The following is an 18,195-nucleotide window of genomic DNA, read 5'->3' as shown; positions in this document are numbered from 1 at the left end:
CCGCCACGCACTTGCTCGCCGCCACCGGGCACCCCACCATCCGGCGCACCCGCCGCTCCGGGCTGCACTGGGATGGCGTTCGGGGAATTGATCGTGTAGCCGCTGGCTGAGTCGGTTGTGTAGGAGCCCGGTGGCGAGGCCCTGGTCTATACCCGCCAGGTCTCGGGTACCAACCAGGTTGATGGTCACTCGATGGTGTCGTTCGCCGCGCTGTGACCTGGCGGTCGCCGCTAGGTTCGCCGGGTCGTGCCGGGTTGCCGTTCGCTAGGAGTCTTTCGAACATGACGTTCAAGCCTCGCCGGGTTGTGGTCGCCGTCGTCGTTGTTTTCGCTGCCTTGATCGGGTTCGCCGCTCCGGCGTCCGGTGCTCAGGCATTGCCACCGCTGAAAATCAAGAACGGCCAGGTGGAGTTGTGCCAGCCCACACGGGTGCACAAGGCCTTCGAGGAGGCTGGGATCGCGCTGGAGGCGATCGCCCCGGCGAAGTTGACCACCACCGGGACCGGTCGTCCCTGCGTGCACATGACGGCACAGGGCAAGGTCAACCTCGATCTCACCGACGGACTGGCCACTATGGACGGCGGGTTCATGTTCACCCACCAGGCCAGTGGCGCCCAACTGCGTTTCACCCATGTCACGAGCCGTGCGACGGGCGATGCCTGTGTCGTCACGGCCATCGTGAATGATCAGCCCTCGCCGATCGAGATCCTGACCTTCGACCTCGCCGAGGCGTCGGTGTCGCCGGTGCCGGTCCCGCCCGGTGTCGAGGCGAGGGGACCGCTGCGCGGCACCGCTGACGCGGCGGCTGCCCTGCAGGAGGCCTTCGGGGCCAGTCCGATCGAGGACGGGGCGGTCCTGTTCGACGTGACCGGCCGGGTGGAACTGCTGTCCACGGCCGTGGGCGCGGCCACCGGGCTCCTCGAGAAATAGCGCAGGACCGACATGGTGCATGGCTATCTCCGGGTGTTGGCGAGATCGACTTCGGTGAGGTCGGCGTCATGAAGGTTGGTGTTGCGGAAGTCGGCGCCGGTGACGCTGGCGTCGCAGAGATCGGCGCTGTCGAGGTTGGCTCCGCTGAGGTTTGCCTCGCGCAGGTCGGCGTCGCGCAGGATCCCCATGTCGACTACGAGAAACAACTTCCGGGCGGGCATGTGTACCGGCAGGCGATCACCAAGCTCGACGAACACAATTTCAGAAAAGACTACTTCGTCACGAAGAACGCCCAAACCGTAGCCCATCAGCGCTGCGAATTCTATATGTTCAGCGCAGAACGGGGTGAGGCGATACTGGCAGAATGCAGATTCCAGAATTCTGGGATCAGCGCAAATGGATCGCTTCACCGCTACACTCGTGCACGATAATGGCATCGCGGTCGGCCGTGAGTGGAAACCTCGTCCGTCCGCACTCCCAGGACGAACACCTCACGGCTTGGAGGGTGCGATGGCGAAGGAACAAGGCTACTACCTGCGGTCACTCGCGCTGAGCAACAAGGACGTGACCAGGACCGACCGGCCGAGACACTTCACCTTGTGCAACAGGGAATGGGACCTTCTCGACGACGTGTTCGCACCGATCTACCGCCCCCTCAACCACTGTCTCCCCGGACTTTCTCGACCTGCGTGATCCCGGGAAGTTCGGTCGGCGCTCGATGCCTGGTGGGCGGTGATGTCGTTGCTGGTCTCGGTGATCAGTGCGTCGATCTCCGGGCCGAGTCCGCGGATGATGTCCGGGGTGCCCACGTCGTTGACGAACACGTACGGAGCTTTCGCACCGGGCTGGAGCAGGGGGCACGTGGTCGACACCCCCTTCGTGCGTGAACCAACCCACGATGTGGATGTCTTCCATTCCTCGGAGGTGCAGTACCTCTACAAAAGGAGACCAGTTCACCTATCCCACTCTTCGGCGAGCAGCGCGCCGTGACGTACTCCTGGTCCCCCGATACCGTGTAGCCGACGGCCATGCTCAAGGGCTCGGCACCGGCACAGATGGTGTCAGCGAGAGACCACCTCTCCGCCTTCTGACCTGGTTGTAGGCGCATGTGTCGCCGACCAGAACCGAACGAGTGGATAGGAGCGGGTATGACCGACGATGTGGCCGGCCAAGTGATCAAGGCTGAGCAGGATCGGATCCAATGTCTCCTCGACGTGGATCGCGGCGCCTACGACCGCTTGCACGCCGCGGAGTACCGGTTGTGCAACCCGACCGGCACCGTGTGGACGAAGGCCGAATACCTGGATCTCCTCACCACCGGGCGGGTCGCCTACCGGGAACTGGGGCTGACCGGCGACGTGGACGCCATCGTCGGCACCGACGTCGTCGTCCTCCGCTACCGGTGCGTTATCGAACTCACCGTCGACGGCGCGGACATCCCGCGGCACGATGCCTGGCACACCGACGTCTACACCAATGCCAGCGGCATGTGGCGTTGTGTCTGGTCGCAAGCCACCGGCATCATGGATCTTCCGTTGGCCGCACCCTGACCCAGCACCAGGCGCGGACCCGCCGGACTTGACGTTGTGACAAATGGCAGGAACCAGAAGCGTCTGGCCTTGTGAGGGCAGTTTCGGGCGACCGGAGAAGACAGCCAGGCGGTGTCGCAGTTTACTCAGCGCGTGCGTGGCGGCTATCCGCAGTGACGGTGGCACAGGATTTCGAGCCGCCTAACAATGGCCGGTTGCTTCTGGACGCAAAGCAGTGCCACGCCGTGGAGCGCGGGATCAACCGACTCAAACGCAACCGTGCATCAGACGCACCACCGTGCGGACCCGGACCGCGCTCGTCCTGCTGGCCATCGCCGTGACGACCGCGTTGCTCGGGGTGCTCACCTCGGCGGCCGCGTTGATCGCCGCGGTGGTGGTGGCGGGCATCGCGCGGGGTGTTCACCCTGCTGCAGGTCACCGCCGTCACCGACCGCTGGGGCGCGGTGCACTACGGCTGCCTCACCGGGCTGCTCTCGGCGCCGCTGCCCCTGCCGCGGGCGAGGTCGGCGTCGGACTCGGGGTCGAGCCGGCGGTGCAGCGCCGCGATCGTCCGATCACACAGGGAAATAACCGCACCAGGGTCAGCACGGCGTGATCCACACCCAACGCACCCGCGCCGTCGACGAGCCCCGGCTGCACCTGCGCGGCTATCACCGCACTGGTCGGCTACTCGTATCCGCGCTGAGCAGGGGCCGGGGACTCCCCGGCGGGTTGGAGAGCTGTTCCTTGACTGCCACGGCCGCCGCTACGATCCGGTGGTGTGACTGGGAAACAAGCTCTTCCGGCGCAAACGAGTCCCGAGCAGGTCACCGTGCTGCGCGGTGACCTGCCCTGCCCAGGTGTCCGGGTCGGTCGGGTCGCCGCCTACGAGTTCGACATTCCCGAGGGCAGGTATGTCCGGCCGGACGCTGGGCGCCGGCAGCGCGCCTTCCTGCTGCTCGACGAGTCGGCCCAGCTCAACCAGCCGGTGGTGTTCAAGCCGGAGCGGGCCGGGTGGTGGTACGTCGATCTGGTGGACATCCGCGAAGAGCGCGGCACCATCCACGTCGTCGACCACTACGTCGACTTCATCGTCGGCCCGCCCGGGCTTCCTTACCGGATACTGGATCTGCACGAGCTCGGTGCGGCGATGACCTCCGGAAAGCTGACACCCCACCAGGTGGCGCACGTCCTGGCCGCCACCCAAGCGTTCGCGGACCGGCACCTGCAGGGCAAGAACCACCACGGTCCCGAGTGGCCGGACTTCCCACCGGCCGCGCTCGCGCCCGTGCGTGACATCGCGATACCCAGCCCCTGACCGGGAGAATCGCTCCACCTCGGCGACGAGCGGAGGACACCGCGGTTCACCGCAGCGGCATCACCGTCGCACGCGGCGCGGGCGCCACGTCATCCGGCGCGAAACCCAACCTCAGGGGCTCAAATGGCCACTCAAGCGGTTGATCTTGTGCTTGCGATGTGGCGTGGGTTCGGTTCGGGTTCTGAGCAGGTCGCCGAAGCAGCGCACGCCCGCGGCGAGTGCCCGGTCCTGGTCGAGCACGCGGCCGGTGAGGTCGGGACGGTTTTCGGCCCAGGCCAAGGCGTTGCGGTGGCTGGTGAAGAAGTTGATGTAGCCGCAGCAGGTGCCGGCCGAAGTGGTTGCGCAGCAGTCTGTTCGCGAGCCGAGGTAGACCACCGCGTCGGCAGGCTGCCAGCGGGTGGTCGTGCCGTGGTCGGTCACATCGACGGTGATCGGCTCGCCGGTCTCGGCGTCTCGTGAGGTGATCACCGCGTCGGTGCCCAGCATCGTGGGGATGCCGAGTGCGTCGATCGCGCACATCGCGTAGGGCTGCGTCCCGCCGGGTAGCCGCACGCGGTGCGCGGTCGGTCGGGTGGAGAACGGGTAGGCGTAGGCGATCTCGCCGACCTCGTCGATGCCGATGAGGTCGGCGGCGGTGAGCGCGTCCAGGGTGGCCTCGAGCCCGGCGTCGCGATTGCCGACTTGTGTGGCGAGTTGGCGGCGGGTGGGTGCTGTGCCGGTGTCCGCGAACGTGCGCAGGATCGTGCGGTGCACGGCGCGGACGGAGTGGGGCAGCGTGGTGATCCGCTTGCTGGTCACCGATCCGAGGAGGTCGTCGATGCCGGTCTCCGGCTGGTCATCGGTTCCGGGTTCGGTGCTGGTGTTCATGGCGCCCTCCGGGATGTTCATCGGATGACGCGGGGATAACGCCGGTCGGGCAAGGCTTGCCCGGCTTCGAGGTCGAGCGGGTCGTGACCGGGTAGCGGGCGGTAGGTCGCGTCGGCGTCGGTGAAGGTGAGCAGGAAGGAAACCCGCGTGGTGTCGGTGGTGTTGGCCCCGGCGGCGTGTGCGGTGCGGCTGTGGTGGAGGGTGGCGTCGCCGGCCCGCAGCGGTACGGTGACCCGCGGCGTCCACTGGAGTTCGGGCCAATGGCGGATGAGGTAGCCGTCCGGATCCCGGTACTGCTCGGCCAGGTCGACCCGTTCGGGTCCGCCGCGGGCGTGGGAGCGGGGCAGGAAGGTCAGGCAGCCGCGCTCGGTGGGGACGTCGTCCAGGGCGATCCAGGTGTTGAAGGTGAGCCGGGAGTCGAGCAGGGCGAAGGTCAGATCGTCGTGCAGGCCGGTGGCGGCGGTCTCGTGCGGGTGCTTGACCAGGACTTCGCCGCCCCACACCCGTAGCGGCATGCCGGCGACGTGTTCGGCGAGGGCGCCGATGCGGGGGTGCAGGGCGAGTTCGCGCAGTGCGGGGTGGTGTTCCCAGGCGTCGGTGGTGGCCACGATGCCGGTGCCGAAGTCCTTGTCCTTGCGGCTGCGCTGCTTGATCGCCGCCAGCGCCGCGGCGCGGAACCGGGCCACTTCCGGCCCGGTGAGCAGACCCGGGACATGCGCGAACCCCTGCTCCCGGAACTCGGTGGCGATACGACGGGAGTCGGCGTCGAACTCGGCGACGCGGCTGCCGGGCTCGCGGCTCCGCGTGCGGTCAGTCGGGGTGCTCATGGGCTCGGTCCTCTCCTGGTCGATGAGCCGGTGCACCCCACCCTCGACCCGGTACCGCACTACCGAGTCAAGGCCCGGCCCCGCTGTCCGGCTTGACCCGGTAGCCGGGTACCGGGTTTACCGTCGCGGTATGCGCACCGCACAAGTCGCCAGGCAGGCCGGGGTGAACACCCAGACCCTGCGCTACTACGAACGTCGTGGACTGCTGCCCGACCCGGGCCGGACCGGTGCCGGTTACCGGGTCTACGGCCCGGACGCCGTGCGCGTCGTGCGGTTCGTCAAGCGCGCCCAGGAACTCGGCTTCACCCTCGCCGAGATCGAGGCCCTGCTGCACCTCGCCCACGGCGGCCCGGACAACTGCGACGCCACCCGGCAGATGGCCACTGAGAAGATCACCGAGTTGGACGGCAAGATCGCCAGCCTGCACGCCATGCGCGCCTCCCTCGCCCGGCTCGTCGACACCTGCACGCAACCCCGCGCGGACCGCGACTGCCCGCTGCTGCACAGCCTCGACCCCGCCCACGACACCACGCCCGGCGAGCAGGCGCGGACATGACCCCCACCGTCGAGCTATGGCACGTACCGGACTGCCCCCTGATCGACCGGGTCCGCGCCACCCTGCACGAGTGCCTGCGGCACACCGGAATCGAGATACCGGTCCACGAACGCCAAGGGGCATTCCCCTCACCCACGCTGGTGATCAACGGCATCGACGTCGCCACCGGCGGCCCGCCCAGCACCGGCACGTGCTGCCGGCTCGACCTGCCCACCCACGACCAGATCCACACCGCGCTCACCGCCACGCCGAGAACCTGATCAATAACAAGACTCGGGCGGCTCAGCTGCCCCTGGGCGGCCCGATCGTTGCCCTGACCATCGCCGCCGTCGCGATCGAAGAAGGCCGTGACGCCTGGCGTGGCGAGCACTGCTGCTGATCCCCCTCTGGAGGCGACAGGGAATCCTCCGCAACGACGGAAAGCCGGTCCCCGGCGCTGCCCACGGGCGGAATCATCGCAGCAGCCGCCCCAACGCCGGAGCAACAAAGACCCTATTCGTGTACAGAAGTCGACTTCTGTACACGGTTTCAGCCTGTTGGGTAGTCGCCGCATCCGAAAACCGCGCCGCCGCGCAGTGCCCCAACGACACGCCGGGATTGCCGCTGCCAACGGCTGGATCGGTCGGCGCGGGGCGATTCACTGGTGGGTGAACCAGTTGGTGGTCAGGGGTTCGGGTGGGGCGCTCGAAGCGGTGATGTGGGTGTGCTCTCTGAATGGGGCGCGGAAATGTGAAGTCCGTCATGAGGTCGATGCCGGGTGGTTGTTTTACCCGAGTGGTGCGCTGATGGAAGGAGTCGCTGATGACGGTGTCGCCCGGGATCGGGGATGAGGTTCTGGCGGGCTATGAGGAGTTCGCGGGATTCTATGATCGTGACAGCGCTGGCCGCTCGTTCGAGATGTATGGCCAGTGGTTTCATGAGCTGGCGGTGCGGTACGGCACCGGGGGTCGCCGGTTGCTGGATATGGGGTGTGCCACCGGGACGAACGCGTTGGGGTTCGCCGGGCTGGGCTACGAGGTGACCGGGTGTGACAACTCCCCGGCGATGCTGGCTCTGGCCTACGGCAAAGAGGGCGCTGGGGACGTGTTGTTCGTGGAGGCGGATCTGCGGGAGTTGCCGGATCTGGGCCGGTTCGATGTGTGCTGCGCGATGACCGACACGCTGGCGCACATGCTCACCGGCGAGGATCTGGCCGCGGTGTTCGCCGGGGTGGCCAGGTCGCTGGTGCCGGGTGGGGTGTTCGTGTTCGACCGGCTCAGCCAGCGCAGCGTCCGCCGGGCGATAGCGAACCCGATCGTGCTGGATCAGCAGGAGCAGTTCGTGGTCTGGCGCATAACGCCACAGGAGCGGGTGGGGGATGGGGCGGGTTTCGAGACTCGGATCGACCGGTTCGTCACCGATCCTGATGATGAGCAACGGTGGCGGCGGATGGTGCATCGGCTGCTGTGTCGGCACCACACCACTCCCGAGTTGGAGGACAAACTCGTCGCCGCGGGGCTGAACCTGATCGCCGTGCACGGGCTGCAACGCGGCAAGCTCCGCGAAGAGGCCGACGAGCAGGCCGACGACCACCTGCTCTACGTCGCACGCCACGCCTAGACAGTGCGTTCGCACGCTGCGGCCGGGCGCCGGACCCAGCGCGGGCCCCGATGTCCAGAAACGCGTCTGCCGGGTGTGCTCGTGTGCCCTTTACCTTGCAACGCCTACACGGGTCATAAACCGGTGCGGCCGTTGATCAATCATCCCCCCCTCGGTGACACTTTCACTGTCGCGACGAGAACGAAGAACGCGTCGGACAAAGTGCAGCCAAGCGACTCGTGTCATTCTCTCGCGACAATTCAAGGTTCTCCGCCGATTCAAGGAAAGGAGTTCGTCATGGCGAAGACCATCAAGGCAGCGACCAGGCGCCTGCTGCGCCTCGACCGTAACCAGGCCCCCGGCGTCTACATCCCCGTCTGGTACTGGTGAGCAAATGGCGGGTGGGAACTGGCGGCGTACTCCAGGTCCCACCCGCCGTGCTCGGCAAGGGAGGAATCCGCGTGGCTGAACCTTCGAAGTCGACCATTCCCGGGCCCCGGGGCGGGGTCCTGGTGGGGAACGCGGTGCGTTTCGAAACCGACCCTGTCGGTTTTCTGCGCGAGTGTCAGCAACGCTATGGGGATGTTTTCCGTTACAGCCCCCATGTGGTGATCACGCTCCATCCCGAGCACATTCACACGATCCTGGCCCGCACCAACCGTGACTCGTTTCCCGATCCGGACGTGCTGGAAAACCACCGGGCGCCCACCCGGGAACACACCGAGCAGTGGATCCAGGCCCGCGCCCTGGCTTGGCGGGCACTCAAACCCCGCGCCCTGGCCCCCCACCTGCCCGCGGTCGACCGTGCTCTCGATCAGCAACTCCACGCGCTGGCCGGACGTGATGTCGACGCCGGCGTGTTGCCTACCGTGTGCACGCACGCCGCCCTGCCCGCCTGTGTGCGCACACCATCCCCGGGCCTGGGGCCGGCGGTGGTCGCCGCGTCCAGCGCGATCATCGACGTCATCGGCCTGAGCCGACGCCTGCCCCGCTGGCTGCCCAGCCGCCGCCGACGCCGCGCCTACACCACCCGCGCCCATGCCCGCCAGCACCTGGACCAGTTCGCCGCCGACCACACACCACCCCCGCCCGGATGCCCGCACACCGTCGCCGACGAAGTCCTCGACCCCCACTGCCCCGCGACCCGCGCGGTGTCCGAACGAGCCCTGGCCACCACCCTGCTCGCCTCCGCCGTCGTTCCCGGAACGGCCCTGGCCTGGCTGCTCTACGAACTCGGCCAACGCCCCCACGAACTCGCCCACCTTCGCACCGAAGCCACCACCACCGGCCTTCCCACCGCCGTCGACACGCTCGCCCGCGGCGGCGACCTCGCTACCGCCCTACCCCGCACCCACGCCTGCACGCAGGAAGTGCTGCGGATGCACCCACCCACCTGGCTCATGTACCGGCAACTCACCACCGCCATCACCCTCGACGGCCACCACATCCCCGCCGGACACACCATCGCGTTCAGCCCCTACCACGTCCACCGCGACTCCCGCTGGTGGACCAATCCCCACGACTTCCACCCGCAACGCTGGCTGCGACCCCAACCACCCCACACCCCGCACGCCTACCTCCCCTTCGGCGCCGGCCCCCGCGTCTGCTTCGGCGCCCACCTCGGCGCCATCATCCTCACCCTCACCGCCGCCCGCATCGCCACCAGCTATCACCTCCACCTCATCGATCCCCACCGCGTCACCCCCCACTTCGGCGTCCCCTACCGACCCCGCAACCTCCACTTCCGCCTCGAACCCCGCACCACCACGTGCCGAACTCGTCCAGTCCCAACGGCAGCAGCGAACCGCGAACCCGACACACCAGTAATCACTTGATGCCACGACACCGGGACGGCGAACAGCGACCACGACTCTCGCACCGCACTGGATATCTCTCCGACTGGCGAGCTTGGCCGCCAGTCACACCCGGCCCATCTCCGCCGCGCCGAGCGCCGAAACCTACTGATCAACAACGCCGGAAACACCGATCACGGGATAGACCCCGTCGGCGTAGACGTGCTCACCGAAGTGGTCAACCGCACCGGGGGCGGGGTGGGCGAGGTTGGCTTCGAGCAGGCCTGAGCGCGGGCCTTGAGCATGTGGAATCGCCGTCACGGGGGTGCGGGGGTGTGATTGTGACGATGTGAACCGACCGCGGATTTTCGTGGGTTGTGACCGCGGTGGCCGGGATGCGGGGCCGTCCTAACGGGAGAGCCATCGTCGGCTGATTCCGGCGAGCGGGCATGAGCGGGCGTGCCGGTAGCATGGGTTTCGCACGACTGGCGTCGGGTGGGCGACCACCGGGGAGTGCACGTCGAGAAGACATCGTCCGCCTGGGTGTCCCTCATTCAACACGGGTGAGGAGCACGGATGCCCGCGCAGATCATGGACGGCACGTCCGTCGCCACGACGTTGCTGGCCGAGACAGCCCGGCGCGCTGGAGATTTCGCGCTGCGGACGGGCCGCCAGCCGGTGCTGGCGACCGTCTTGGTCGGCGACGACCCTGCCTCGCACACGTACGTCAGGATGAAGCGCGCTCGGTGTGTTCGCGTCGGTATCGAGTCCCGCCGCGTCGACCTGCCCGCGAACACAACCTCGGACGAGATTGCCAGCCGAGTCCGCATGCTCTCCGCCGATCCGTCGGTGGACGGCATCCTGCTCCAGCATTCCCTACCCCAACCATGTCGACGAGCGGGCCGCGTTTGAGGCAATCGCGCCGGAAAAGGACGTTGACGGGGTGACCATGCACAGTTTCGCGGGCATGGCCTTCGGCGAGCACGGCTTCCACGCGTGCACCCCGGGCGGGATCCTTCGCCTGCTGGATTTCTATGACGTTCCGCTCGCGGGGCGCCGAGCTGTGGTGATCGGGCGTAGCCCGATCCTGGGGAAACCGGTCGGCATGCTTCTGCTCGCCCGGGACGCGACGGTCACGTACTGCCATTCCAGGACGACCGACCTCGGCGACATCGTGGGTGAGGCGGACGTCGTGGTCGCTGCGGTGGGGCGCCCGGAGCTGGTACGAGGTGAGTGGATAAAGCCCGGCGCTGTCGTGCTCGACGCCGGCTACAACCCCGGCAACGTCGGCGACGTCGAATACGACGCCGCTCGGGAACGAGCGAGCCTCATCACGCCGGTGCCGGGTGGCGTGGGGCCGATGACCATCGCTGTGTTGCTGGCGCAGACCATCCAAGCCGCAGAAGCCCGTCAACCGATCCGATAGGCAATACATCCCTTTTGGTGCGACGGTTGGCTGCGTTTGGGCTTCGCACCGCCACCTTCCGGTGGTGGAAGCCGAGAAACTCGAAGCCCTGCCTGCCTCGCGTGAGGCATCTGAGCCAGGGCGGCGTGGTCGTGTTCGAGTGCGGCGAGCCGTACTTCCAGTGCGGTGATGCGGTCGTCCGGTGTGCGGGCTGGGGCATGGGTTCCTCCTCTGTGTTCAGGCCACCGCCGGCTGGGGAACACCGCGGCGCCGCGTCAAGCGCCGGGTCATCAGCGTGATGGCCGCGATATTCAGGACCGATTCGCTGTTCTGCATGAGGCGTTCATGGTCACGGACGTTCCTGCGCGTCCGCGGCAACCAGTTGATCGTCCTCTCTTTGTCGGTCCCAGAGGATCAAGCGTGGTCAAGAGAGTGATTGGTGTCGCTCACGCGGGGGGAATAGCTTCGCGAACGGTGCGAGATGGTGCCCTGACGGCTAACGCTGTCCTTGGTAGCCGTCCGGCTACCGCCCTGAAAAACGGAAAGGTTGCCACCGATGTCGAGTTTCACCACAATCCGCCGCGGTGTGATCGCCACTGCGGTCGCGGCTGTTCTCATGCTAAGCACCAGTGGAATCGCCACGGCTGCCCCAACGTCGGCGACACCGGCCAACCCGGCGACTGTGTTGTCCCAGGACGATTCCGCCCGGATCGCGCTGGCGTGGGAATACTACTTGACCCACGCACAGACTGAGCAAGCACATGCGGCGTATAAGCTCAGCAAGGATCACGTGTGCAAGTTCCTCAAGAAACACTTCGGAGTTCTGGCCAAGTTCGCCTGCGACACGATCTACAAAGCGGCCGCGGTACTGGCGAACCCGCCGGAGAGCAACGAGTGCCTTCGGGCGTCCAGCCACGGGTCGCCGCCGGGCTTCAAGTTCCAGTACCGCACGTGCAAGTCGTGAACGACCAGAACCTGACCTTCTGATCGCGACCGGCGCCGGACGCCCTCGAACCGGGGGCACGGATCCCACTGCTCTCCCGGCACCTCAGCACAAGGACGCCAGCACGAGGTTGCTCTCACAGCAGCCACCGCGTCCTCGCCGCTAGCTCTGCCGGAAGACCAGTACACGGACTGAACTCGTTCCGGAAGGGAGGCATCGTTTCCTCCCTTCCGGAACGACGCCACATCTGTGTGGGTGATCCCCACGCGAGGAAGGGGCGTGTCGCGCTCCCTCATCGGAATGAAGTCCTGCCTAGACCGTGTCCCGTTTCCCTACCCTCGTGAAGCAGAAGCCAGGACGGCTCACGTTCTGCCTGGACAAGCCACGTCACGCATGGAACGGAGAAATCCCATGACGATCGACAGTGACGTCTCCCTGTCGGCGGACGAATTGTTGTCCGCCGGTGTGGCGTGTCCCGACGCGGAACCCAGTGAGGCTGCCGCAGGAGAAGCCAAAGTCTGGTTTGACCCCAGATGGTGGGGGTTCCACATCTGGCTCAACAGGCATGCCGTCACGTTTCTGCTGGACAACATCGGCGAACTGAAGCCGATTCTGAAAAAGGCACTCAAGAGTCATCCGCGGACCAGCGGCATCGTCCAGCTATTCATCGCAACCCGGATATTGTGGGTCAAAGCTATTGACAAGGGGACCGGGATATTGTTCACCTCGCCGTGGCTGGTGCCCGGTGCCCTGGTCCCCACCGTGTGGAACGACGGCGAGGGACGGGAAACGCCTCCCGAAGCACCTGATCGGGACACGTCCCTGTGGTGGACCGTCTGGGAACAAGGCAAAGGCTGGAGCGAGGACATGCGGTTCCCCAGCCACCACAGCGTCGCCGCGCCCGCCCTGTCGGTCACGGACAACAACACCTTCCTGTGCCTGCACCGCGGCGACCACAACGACGAACACCTGTATCTGACCGTCTACAAAAACGGCGAATGGTCCACGGACGAGAAACTGCCCGAGGAACACTGCTCACCTGCCGGGCCGGGCATGGCCTGGCACCCCAAGCATGGCTTGTTCGCCATCTACGGCAGGAAAGTCGCATCCCATCCGCTCTACTGGACCAGACGCTCCGGCGATGGCCTGGTCGGCACATGGGATACCGCCCGCGAAACCGGGAACTCGGTCAGCCTGTTCCGCCCCGCCCTGGGCGTGGCAGGCGACACACTGGTATGCGTCTACACCAACACCGGGCAACCCATCCACGATCACCACCCAATCATGTGGATGGAGATGGATCTGAACGCGCCGCACTGGAAATGGACCACGCCACGGGAAATCCACCACAGCGCGATCTCTCAGCACTCCCCATCCCTCACCGTGGTCAACAACGGTGCGCTCGTCTGCGCCTGGCAAGACCACGACAAGGTGAGATACACAACCAAGAAACCTTCAGAAGACGCCTGGCATCCCCCGCAGGAAATCCCGGGCGCGACATCGAACCGAGGTCCCGCCATCGCCCACTGCGACAACGACGGCGCGAACTTCGCGTGTGTGACCCACACCGGCGAGAACAACCTGTCTCTGGTCACAGCCCACGTGCGGGACTTCACCGACCACTCAAGCCCGAGTTACCAATGGAACGCACCGCAACAGTTGCCGAACCACTCCAGTTCCGTCTCACCAGCCCTGACATTCGACAAATATCACCTGGAAGATGGTGGTACCCGAGCCCAGATCGTTTGCGTCCACCGCGGATACTCCCCCTGACGGTCACCGCTCGGGGGACTGTGCCGTGAGCGGTGTTTTCGGCCCGGCACGCCGGAGTGATTTCCGGCGGGAATACGTCGCGAACCAGGTTGTCGCCGGGGTGGTACATCGGGGGAAAGCACCATGGCTGCCTTGTTGGCCGTCAGCACATCGAAACGGCGGTCGCGGCGGATCGAGTCCGAACAGGACACCGAGCAGTCGGTACGGTCGAGATCGCACGCCGCTGTGTCCGGCTGGGCTGTTCCCGGGGTGGTGTGGTGCTGGACCCGTTCTCCGGTAGCGGCACCACTGGGCTTGCCGCGCGTGAGCATGGATGCTCGTTCATCGGGATCGACCTCGATCCGGCCTGCCACGAGCAGGCTCTGCGCCGTCTCGGCGAGGCGAGATTGTCATGACAATCGGGCCTGCGGGTCCCGCGACGCTGACTTTGGCCGAGGCCGCGAACCTGCCCGCGGTGGTGGATCTGATGACGGCGGCGCGGGCGCTCGGGATCCGGAGGACCGCGGCGTACGCCCTGACACGCAGTGGCTCTTTGCCTTGCCCCGTCCTGCGCGTCGGTGGGGCCTATCGGGTGCCGACGGTGGGGTTGTCGCGGGTGTTGGGGATCGATCCTTCGTTCCAGTGCTTCTCAGTCGCGGGCTTCCCCGAGAGGGGTGGTCAGCGCGAGGATCTCGGGCCCGAGATCGCCTTGGTGGGTAGTCGGCGACGACAGAGGAGGTATCTCTCGATGGCCAGTGGTTCGGTGTATCGGCGCTGTTCATGCCGGGACGAGAACAAGAACTACCTCGGGAACTCGTGTCCGCGGTTGAAGAACCGGGTGGAATTGCCCGCGGACAGCACCGGCCCGCCGCCCTCGTCGCCGTGGTGGCTACGAGAGCGCCACGGACGCGCAGACCGGGCTGGCCCGGGTCCGGGACTTGCTCGGGATCGCCGAGGACGGTGACGACGAGACGCTGCGCAAGGAGACTTGCTCGCGAGAGTGAGCTCGGCCAAGCAGCCGCTGCCCGAGATCGAGGACGTGCGTCGTCTCGTCCGCGCCGGAGCGGATCGCCGAGTACCGCGCGTCCGGTGACCCGCGGAAGGTTGAGGCGGTGAAGTGGCAGCGGCCGGTCGGGGCGACCTCGCTCAACCGGATCCGGGAAACTTTGCGCGCGATTCTCAGCCTAGCGGTGAAGCAGGGGCTGCTGACGGTGAATGTCGCGAAGCTGGTCGAGTTGCCGCCGGTGATTTGGCCGAAGCCGAAGGCTGGTCCCCGGAGCTGACCGGTTCCACCTGATCGCTCACACAGGGGTGCGACGGGGCGAGGGGTGTGGGCAGCGACGCTCCGACACTCACCTGGACGCTGCTGCGTCGGCACATCGCCTGTCAGGACGCGGCCAAACGACAACTCGGAGACGCCTGGGTCGAGATCGACCCAACTGTTCACCATGCCGGATGGCAGCCCGCTGCACCCCGCGGACGTCAGCGACGAGTTCACCGAACTCATCCGCCTCGCGGGGCTGCCGCCGATCACGGTCACCATGGACCTCTACACCAACGTGCTCCAGGAAGTCGCCGCTGAGGCGGCACGGAAGCTCGCCGCGAGCCTCCCGCGACGGTCTCTGCAGTCCGCCGGCAGTCTCGGGCTCCCACCGACCACAATGGACAATCCACTGCGGAAGAAAATGTTCCGGAAAACACAAAACCCCAGGTCATCGAAGCCGACAACCTGGGGAGCGAGGGTGCGCCATCAGGGACTCGAACCCCGAACCCGCTGGTTAAGAGCCAGCTGCTCTGCCAATTGAGCTAATGGCGCAGGCTTACCGCGTCGGTTTCCCTCGGCGATGAGAAAACATTAGCACGGGGGTCCGGGACCCTCGCGCGGGGCCCCCTCGAGGGGTGGCTCGGCCGAATTGCCGAGTCCCGCACACCCGGTTGGGGGGCGTGAGGCACACTACAGGCGGACACTTGGGGCACTCTCGACACGAAACGGACGGTCATTCATGCGAGGTCGGGGCGGAGTGGGTCTACGTTCGGAATCGGCGCGCGCACGTATGGTCACGCTGCTGCTGGCCGCCGGGCTGGTCGTGGCGGGGTGTACCTCGTCGAACGGCGAACCGTCCACGGGCGGTCAGGGCGGTGGGCCGCAGGCCAGCAGCGAGCCGCCGAAGCCCGCCTCGCTCAAGCTCACCCCGGCCGGGGGCGCCGCGAACGTCGCGCCGGGCGAGCCGGTTTCGGTCGCGGTGGCGGACGGCAAGGTCACCGAGGTCAAGCTCACCGGCGCCGACGGCAAGCAGGTCCAGGGCGCGCCGAAGCCGGACGGCACCGGCTGGGAATCCACCGAGCCCCTCGGCTACGGCAAGAGCTACACGGTCAACGCGACCGCGACCGGCACCGACGGCAAGCCGGTCACCGCGACCTCCACGTTCACCACGATCGGCAAGCCCAAACGGGAGATCGGCGTCTCGATCAACGCCAACGAGGGGGAGACGGTCGGCGTCGGCATGCCGCTGATCTTCACCTTCACCGGCAAGGTCCCGGACAAGGCCGCCGCGGAGCGGGCGCTGAAGGTGGTCAGCGAACCGGCGACCGAGGGCGCGTTCCGCTGGTTCGGCGACAACTCGGTGATCTGGCGGCCCAAGGAGTACTGGAAGCCGGGCACCAAGGTGAAGGTGAACGCGGCGATCTACGGCAAGGACCTCGGCGGCGGCACCTTCGGCCGGGAGGACAAACCGGCGAACATCACCATCGGCGACAAGCTGGTGGCCATCGCCGACGGCGGCAACTTCCAGATGAAGGTGCTGATCAACGACCAGGACGTGAAGACCATGCCCATCTCGATGGGCAAGCGCGGGCACAACACCCCGAACGGTTCGTACACCGTGATGAGCGAGCACGTGGGGTACACAATGGACTCCGGGACCTACGGCGTGCCCGCGGACACCCCCGGCGGTTACCGCACCTTCGTGAAGTACGCCGTGCGGATGTCCAACAGCGGCATCTTCTACCACTCCGCGCCCTGGTCGGTCGGCTCGCAGGGCAAGCGGAACGTGAGCCACGGCTGCGTCAACCTGTCCACCGAGAACGCCAAGTGGCTGATGGACACCTCCAAGAAGGGCGACATCATCACCGTGCAGAACAGCGGCGGCAAGAACCTGGAGCCGACCGACGGCTGGAGCGTATGGCAGATGTCCTGGGACGACTGGAAGACCGGCGCCAAGAACTAGCTACCGCTCGCGCCGCCGGCGGCGGCGGGCCGATTCGCGGACGAGCGCGTGGGCCTCCTCCTCGGTGCTCACCGAGGGCCCGGAGCCCCACAGCGGCTTGTTCGCGGTCTCCCGGCTGAAGTAGACGGCGACCGCGCCGATGGCCGCGGCGATCATCATGTACCAGGCCGGCCAGTAGTCGTGCCCGGTCCCCGCGATCAGCGACTGCATGACCAGCGGGGTCGTGCCGCCGAACAGCGACACCGACACGTTGAACGCGACCGACAGGGCGCCGTAGCGGATCGCCGTGGGGAACAGCGCGGGCAGTGCCGCGGGCATGGAGATCTCGAAGGTCAGCAGCAGCAAGCCGAGGCCGAGCAGGCCGAGGAAGGTCAGCAGCACACCGCCGTCGTGCACCAGCAGCATCAGCGGGTAGGACAGCACCAGGAAACCGAGGCAGCCGGTCATCATGACCGGTTTGCGGCCGAACCGGTCCGAGGCGCGGCCGCCGATCACGATGATCAGCATCATCACGATCATCACCACGATGATCAGCAGCAGGCCGTGCGTCGCGTCCAGGTTGAGCCGTTCGGACAGGTACGTGGGCATGTAGGACAGCAGCATGTAGTCGGTGACGTTGAACGCGAGCACCAGCCCGACGCAGATCAGCAGAACGCGCCAGTATCGGGTGAACATGTGCCAGAACGGTTCGTTTTCCTCGCCGCGTTCCTCGGCCTTCTGGAACGCGGGCGTCTCCTCCAGCCGCAGCCGCAGGTACAGCCCGATGAGGCCGAGCGGCCCGGCGACCAGGAACGGCACCCGCCAGCCCCAGTCGAGCAGGGTCGCGTGCGGCACCCAGGCCTTCATCGCGGTGACCACGGCCGCGCCGAGCACGTACCCGGACAGCGTGCCGAACTCCAGCCACGAACCCATGAAGCCGCGGCGTTTGTCCGGCGAGTACTCCGCGATGAACGTGGTCGCGCCGCCGTATTCGCCGCCGGTGGAGAAGCCCTGCACCATGCGCGCGAGCACCAGCAGGATCGGCGACCACACCCCGATCGTGGCGTAGGACGGGATCAGCCCGATGCACAGCGTGCCGATCGCCATCATGATCATGGTGACGGCGAGCACCTTCTGCCGCCCGATCCGGTCGCCGAGCGGGCCGAACACCAGCCCGCCCAGGGGGCGCATCAGGAAGGCCGCGGTGAACGCGCCGAACGTGCCGATCAGCCGCACGCTGCTCGACACGTCGGGTGGGAAGAACACCTCGGAGATCGTGTCCGCGATGTACGCGTACACCCCGAAGTCGAACCACTCCATGGCATTGCCGAGCGCGGCCGCGCTCACCGCGCGCCGCAGCAGGCCCTGGTCGACGACGGTGATGTCCTCGTACTTGAGCTTCTTCTTCCGCCTCCGCCGGATCCGAGTCTCCACCCGTCCATCGTGGAACCGAGACCGCGCCGCGGCATCTCGAGCACCCACGGCCGGGTGT

At 66.9% G+C, this 18,195-nt stretch carries 18 protein-coding genes, 1 tRNA gene, 1 pseudogene and 1 riboswitch; of the genes and pseudogenes, 15 read left to right on the top strand and 5 right to left on the bottom strand.

Annotation, left to right across the window (positions count from 1 at the left end):
* Nucleotides 1-305 precede the first annotated feature (305 nt).
* Nucleotides 306-929, top strand: coding sequence for a hypothetical protein (locus tag FXO23_RS26855; RefSeq protein WP_158888214.1), 624 nt, complete (start codon nt 306-308; stop codon nt 927-929).
* 23 nt (nt 930-952) lie between these two features.
* Here FXO23_RS26855 and FXO23_RS26850 read toward each other — a convergent pair whose 3' ends face one another.
* Nucleotides 953-1,339: a pentapeptide repeat-containing protein gene (locus FXO23_RS26850; protein WP_158888213.1), complete on the bottom strand. Its 387-nt coding sequence runs from the start codon at nt 1,337-1,339 to the stop codon at nt 953-955.
* A gap of 738 nt (nt 1,340-2,077) precedes the next feature.
* Between FXO23_RS26850 and FXO23_RS26845 the strand changes: the two genes are divergently transcribed.
* The 3 genes and pseudogenes from FXO23_RS26845 (at nt 2,078) to FXO23_RS26835 (ending at nt 3,776) form a co-directional block, all read left to right on the top strand.
* Nucleotides 2,078-2,479: a nuclear transport factor 2 family protein gene (locus FXO23_RS26845; protein ID WP_158888212.1), complete on the top strand. Its 402-nt coding sequence runs from the start codon at nt 2,078-2,080 to the stop codon at nt 2,477-2,479.
* A gap of 265 nt (nt 2,480-2,744) precedes the next feature.
* Nucleotides 2,745-2,979 (top strand): annotated as a pseudogene (locus FXO23_RS51750) (MFS transporter); the annotation flags it as partial.
* Between the two features lie 260 nt (nt 2,980-3,239).
* Nucleotides 3,240-3,776 (top strand): DUF402 domain-containing protein, encoded by a 537-nt coding sequence (locus tag FXO23_RS26835; RefSeq protein WP_158888211.1) that lies wholly within the window; start codon nt 3,240-3,242, stop codon nt 3,774-3,776.
* Between the two features lie 111 nt (nt 3,777-3,887).
* On the opposite strand, the gene FXO23_RS26830 is transcribed toward FXO23_RS26835, so the two are convergent.
* Nucleotides 3,888-4,643, bottom strand: a complete 756-nt coding sequence (locus FXO23_RS26830) for an alkylmercury lyase family protein (protein WP_158888210.1) — start codon at nt 4,641-4,643, stop codon at nt 3,888-3,890.
* 17 nt (nt 4,644-4,660) lie between these two features.
* Nucleotides 4,661-5,470: a phytanoyl-CoA dioxygenase family protein gene (locus FXO23_RS26825; RefSeq protein ID WP_158888209.1), complete on the bottom strand. Its 810-nt coding sequence runs from the start codon at nt 5,468-5,470 to the stop codon at nt 4,661-4,663.
* Nucleotides 5,471-5,600: 130 nt separating this feature from the next.
* Here FXO23_RS26825 and FXO23_RS26820 point away from each other — a divergent pair, with 130 nt between their 5' ends.
* From FXO23_RS26820 to FXO23_RS26770, 10 genes are all read left to right on the top strand, one after another.
* Nucleotides 5,601-6,026 carry a MerR family transcriptional regulator gene (locus FXO23_RS26820; RefSeq protein WP_158888208.1) on the top strand — a complete coding sequence of 142 codons (426 nt, stop codon included), beginning with the start codon at nt 5,601-5,603 and terminating at the stop codon, nt 6,024-6,026.
* Complete coding sequence (locus tag FXO23_RS26815) at nt 6,023-6,286, top strand: alkylmercury lyase (protein WP_158888207.1); 264 nt, start codon at nt 6,023-6,025, stop codon at nt 6,284-6,286. Before FXO23_RS26820 ends, FXO23_RS26815 begins: the two co-directional genes overlap by 4 nt.
* Nucleotides 6,287-6,827: 541 nt before the next feature.
* The gene (locus FXO23_RS26810; RefSeq protein ID WP_158888206.1) at nt 6,828-7,625 is read left to right on the top strand and encodes a class I SAM-dependent DNA methyltransferase; all 798 of its coding nucleotides are present in this window, start codon (nt 6,828-6,830) and stop codon (nt 7,623-7,625) included.
* Nucleotides 7,626-8,209: 584 nt separating this feature from the next.
* Nucleotides 8,210-9,439: a cytochrome P450 gene (locus tag FXO23_RS26805; protein ID WP_158888205.1), complete on the top strand. Its 1,230-nt coding sequence runs from the start codon at nt 8,210-8,212 to the stop codon at nt 9,437-9,439.
* Between the two features lie 429 nt (nt 9,440-9,868).
* Nucleotides 9,869-9,949: riboswitch (ZMP/ZTP riboswitch) on the top strand.
* A gap of 24 nt (nt 9,950-9,973) precedes the next feature.
* Nucleotides 9,974-10,309: a tetrahydrofolate dehydrogenase/cyclohydrolase catalytic domain-containing protein gene (locus tag FXO23_RS52540; RefSeq protein WP_343034515.1), complete on the top strand. Its 336-nt coding sequence runs from the start codon at nt 9,974-9,976 to the stop codon at nt 10,307-10,309.
* A gap of 37 nt (nt 10,310-10,346) precedes the next feature.
* Entirely contained in the window at nt 10,347-10,823 is a 477-nt protein-coding gene (locus FXO23_RS52535) for a hypothetical protein (RefSeq protein ID WP_343034516.1), read from the top strand.
* A 535-nt stretch (nt 10,824-11,358) separates the two neighbouring features.
* Nucleotides 11,359-11,766 carry a hypothetical protein gene (locus FXO23_RS26790; RefSeq protein WP_158888203.1) on the top strand — a complete coding sequence of 136 codons (408 nt, stop codon included), beginning with the start codon at nt 11,359-11,361 and terminating at the stop codon, nt 11,764-11,766.
* Between the two features lie 390 nt (nt 11,767-12,156).
* Nucleotides 12,157-13,518, top strand: a complete 1,362-nt coding sequence (locus FXO23_RS26785) for a hypothetical protein (protein WP_158888202.1) — start codon at nt 12,157-12,159, stop codon at nt 13,516-13,518.
* Nucleotides 13,519-13,550: 32 nt separating this feature from the next.
* Entirely contained in the window at nt 13,551-13,913 is a 363-nt protein-coding gene (locus FXO23_RS26780; protein ID WP_158888201.1) for a DNA methyltransferase, read from the top strand.
* Between the two features lie 696 nt (nt 13,914-14,609).
* Nucleotides 14,610-14,780 carry a hypothetical protein gene (locus FXO23_RS26770; RefSeq protein WP_158888200.1) on the top strand — a complete coding sequence of 57 codons (171 nt, stop codon included), beginning with the start codon at nt 14,610-14,612 and terminating at the stop codon, nt 14,778-14,780.
* Between the two features lie 460 nt (nt 14,781-15,240).
* On the opposite strand, the gene FXO23_RS26765 is transcribed toward FXO23_RS26770, so the two are convergent.
* Nucleotides 15,241-15,313 (bottom strand) — tRNA-Lys (locus FXO23_RS26765).
* 187 nt (nt 15,314-15,500) lie between these two features.
* On the opposite strand from FXO23_RS26765, the gene FXO23_RS26760 reads away from it, so the two are divergent.
* Complete coding sequence (locus tag FXO23_RS26760) at nt 15,501-16,724, top strand: L,D-transpeptidase (protein WP_158888199.1); 1,224 nt, start codon at nt 15,501-15,503, stop codon at nt 16,722-16,724.
* Here FXO23_RS26760 and proP read toward each other — a convergent pair whose 3' ends face one another.
* Nucleotides 16,725-18,137 (bottom strand): glycine betaine/L-proline transporter ProP, encoded by a 1,413-nt coding sequence (gene proP, locus FXO23_RS26755; protein WP_158888198.1) that lies wholly within the window; start codon nt 18,135-18,137, stop codon nt 16,725-16,727.
* Nucleotides 18,138-18,195 lie beyond the last annotated feature (58 nt).

The organism is Amycolatopsis anabasis, assembly GCF_009765355.1.
In the GTDB taxonomy this organism is placed as follows: Bacteria; Actinomycetota; Actinomycetes; order Mycobacteriales; family Pseudonocardiaceae; genus Amycolatopsis; species Amycolatopsis anabasis.
This window is presented reverse-complemented; position numbering and strand designations above follow the sequence as displayed.

Bases quoted from the DNA above. Each gene is read 5' to 3' on its own strand.
- FXO23_RS26845 (WP_158888212.1), top strand. From the start codon at position 2,078: ATGACCGACGATGTGGCCGGCCAAGTGATCAAGGCTGAGCAGGATCGG.
- FXO23_RS26830 (WP_158888210.1), bottom strand. From the start codon at position 4,643: ATGAACACCAGCACCGAACCCGGAACCGATGACCAGCCGGAGACCGGC.
- FXO23_RS26825 (WP_158888209.1), bottom strand. From the start codon at position 5,470: ATGAGCACCCCGACTGACCGCACGCGGAGCCGCGAGCCCGGCAGCCGC.
- FXO23_RS26820 (WP_158888208.1), top strand. From the start codon at position 5,601: ATGCGCACCGCACAAGTCGCCAGGCAGGCCGGGGTGAACACCCAGACC.
- FXO23_RS26815 (WP_158888207.1), top strand. From the start codon at position 6,023: ATGACCCCCACCGTCGAGCTATGGCACGTACCGGACTGCCCCCTGATC.
- FXO23_RS26810 (WP_158888206.1), top strand. From the start codon at position 6,828: ATGACGGTGTCGCCCGGGATCGGGGATGAGGTTCTGGCGGGCTATGAG.
- FXO23_RS52540 (WP_343034515.1), top strand. From the start codon at position 9,974: ATGCCCGCGCAGATCATGGACGGCACGTCCGTCGCCACGACGTTGCTG.
- FXO23_RS52535 (WP_343034516.1), top strand. From the start codon at position 10,347: ATGCACAGTTTCGCGGGCATGGCCTTCGGCGAGCACGGCTTCCACGCG.
- FXO23_RS26790 (WP_158888203.1), top strand. From the start codon at position 11,359: ATGTCGAGTTTCACCACAATCCGCCGCGGTGTGATCGCCACTGCGGTC.
- FXO23_RS26785 (WP_158888202.1), top strand. From the start codon at position 12,157: ATGACGATCGACAGTGACGTCTCCCTGTCGGCGGACGAATTGTTGTCC.
- FXO23_RS26760 (WP_158888199.1), top strand. From the start codon at position 15,501: ATGCGAGGTCGGGGCGGAGTGGGTCTACGTTCGGAATCGGCGCGCGCA.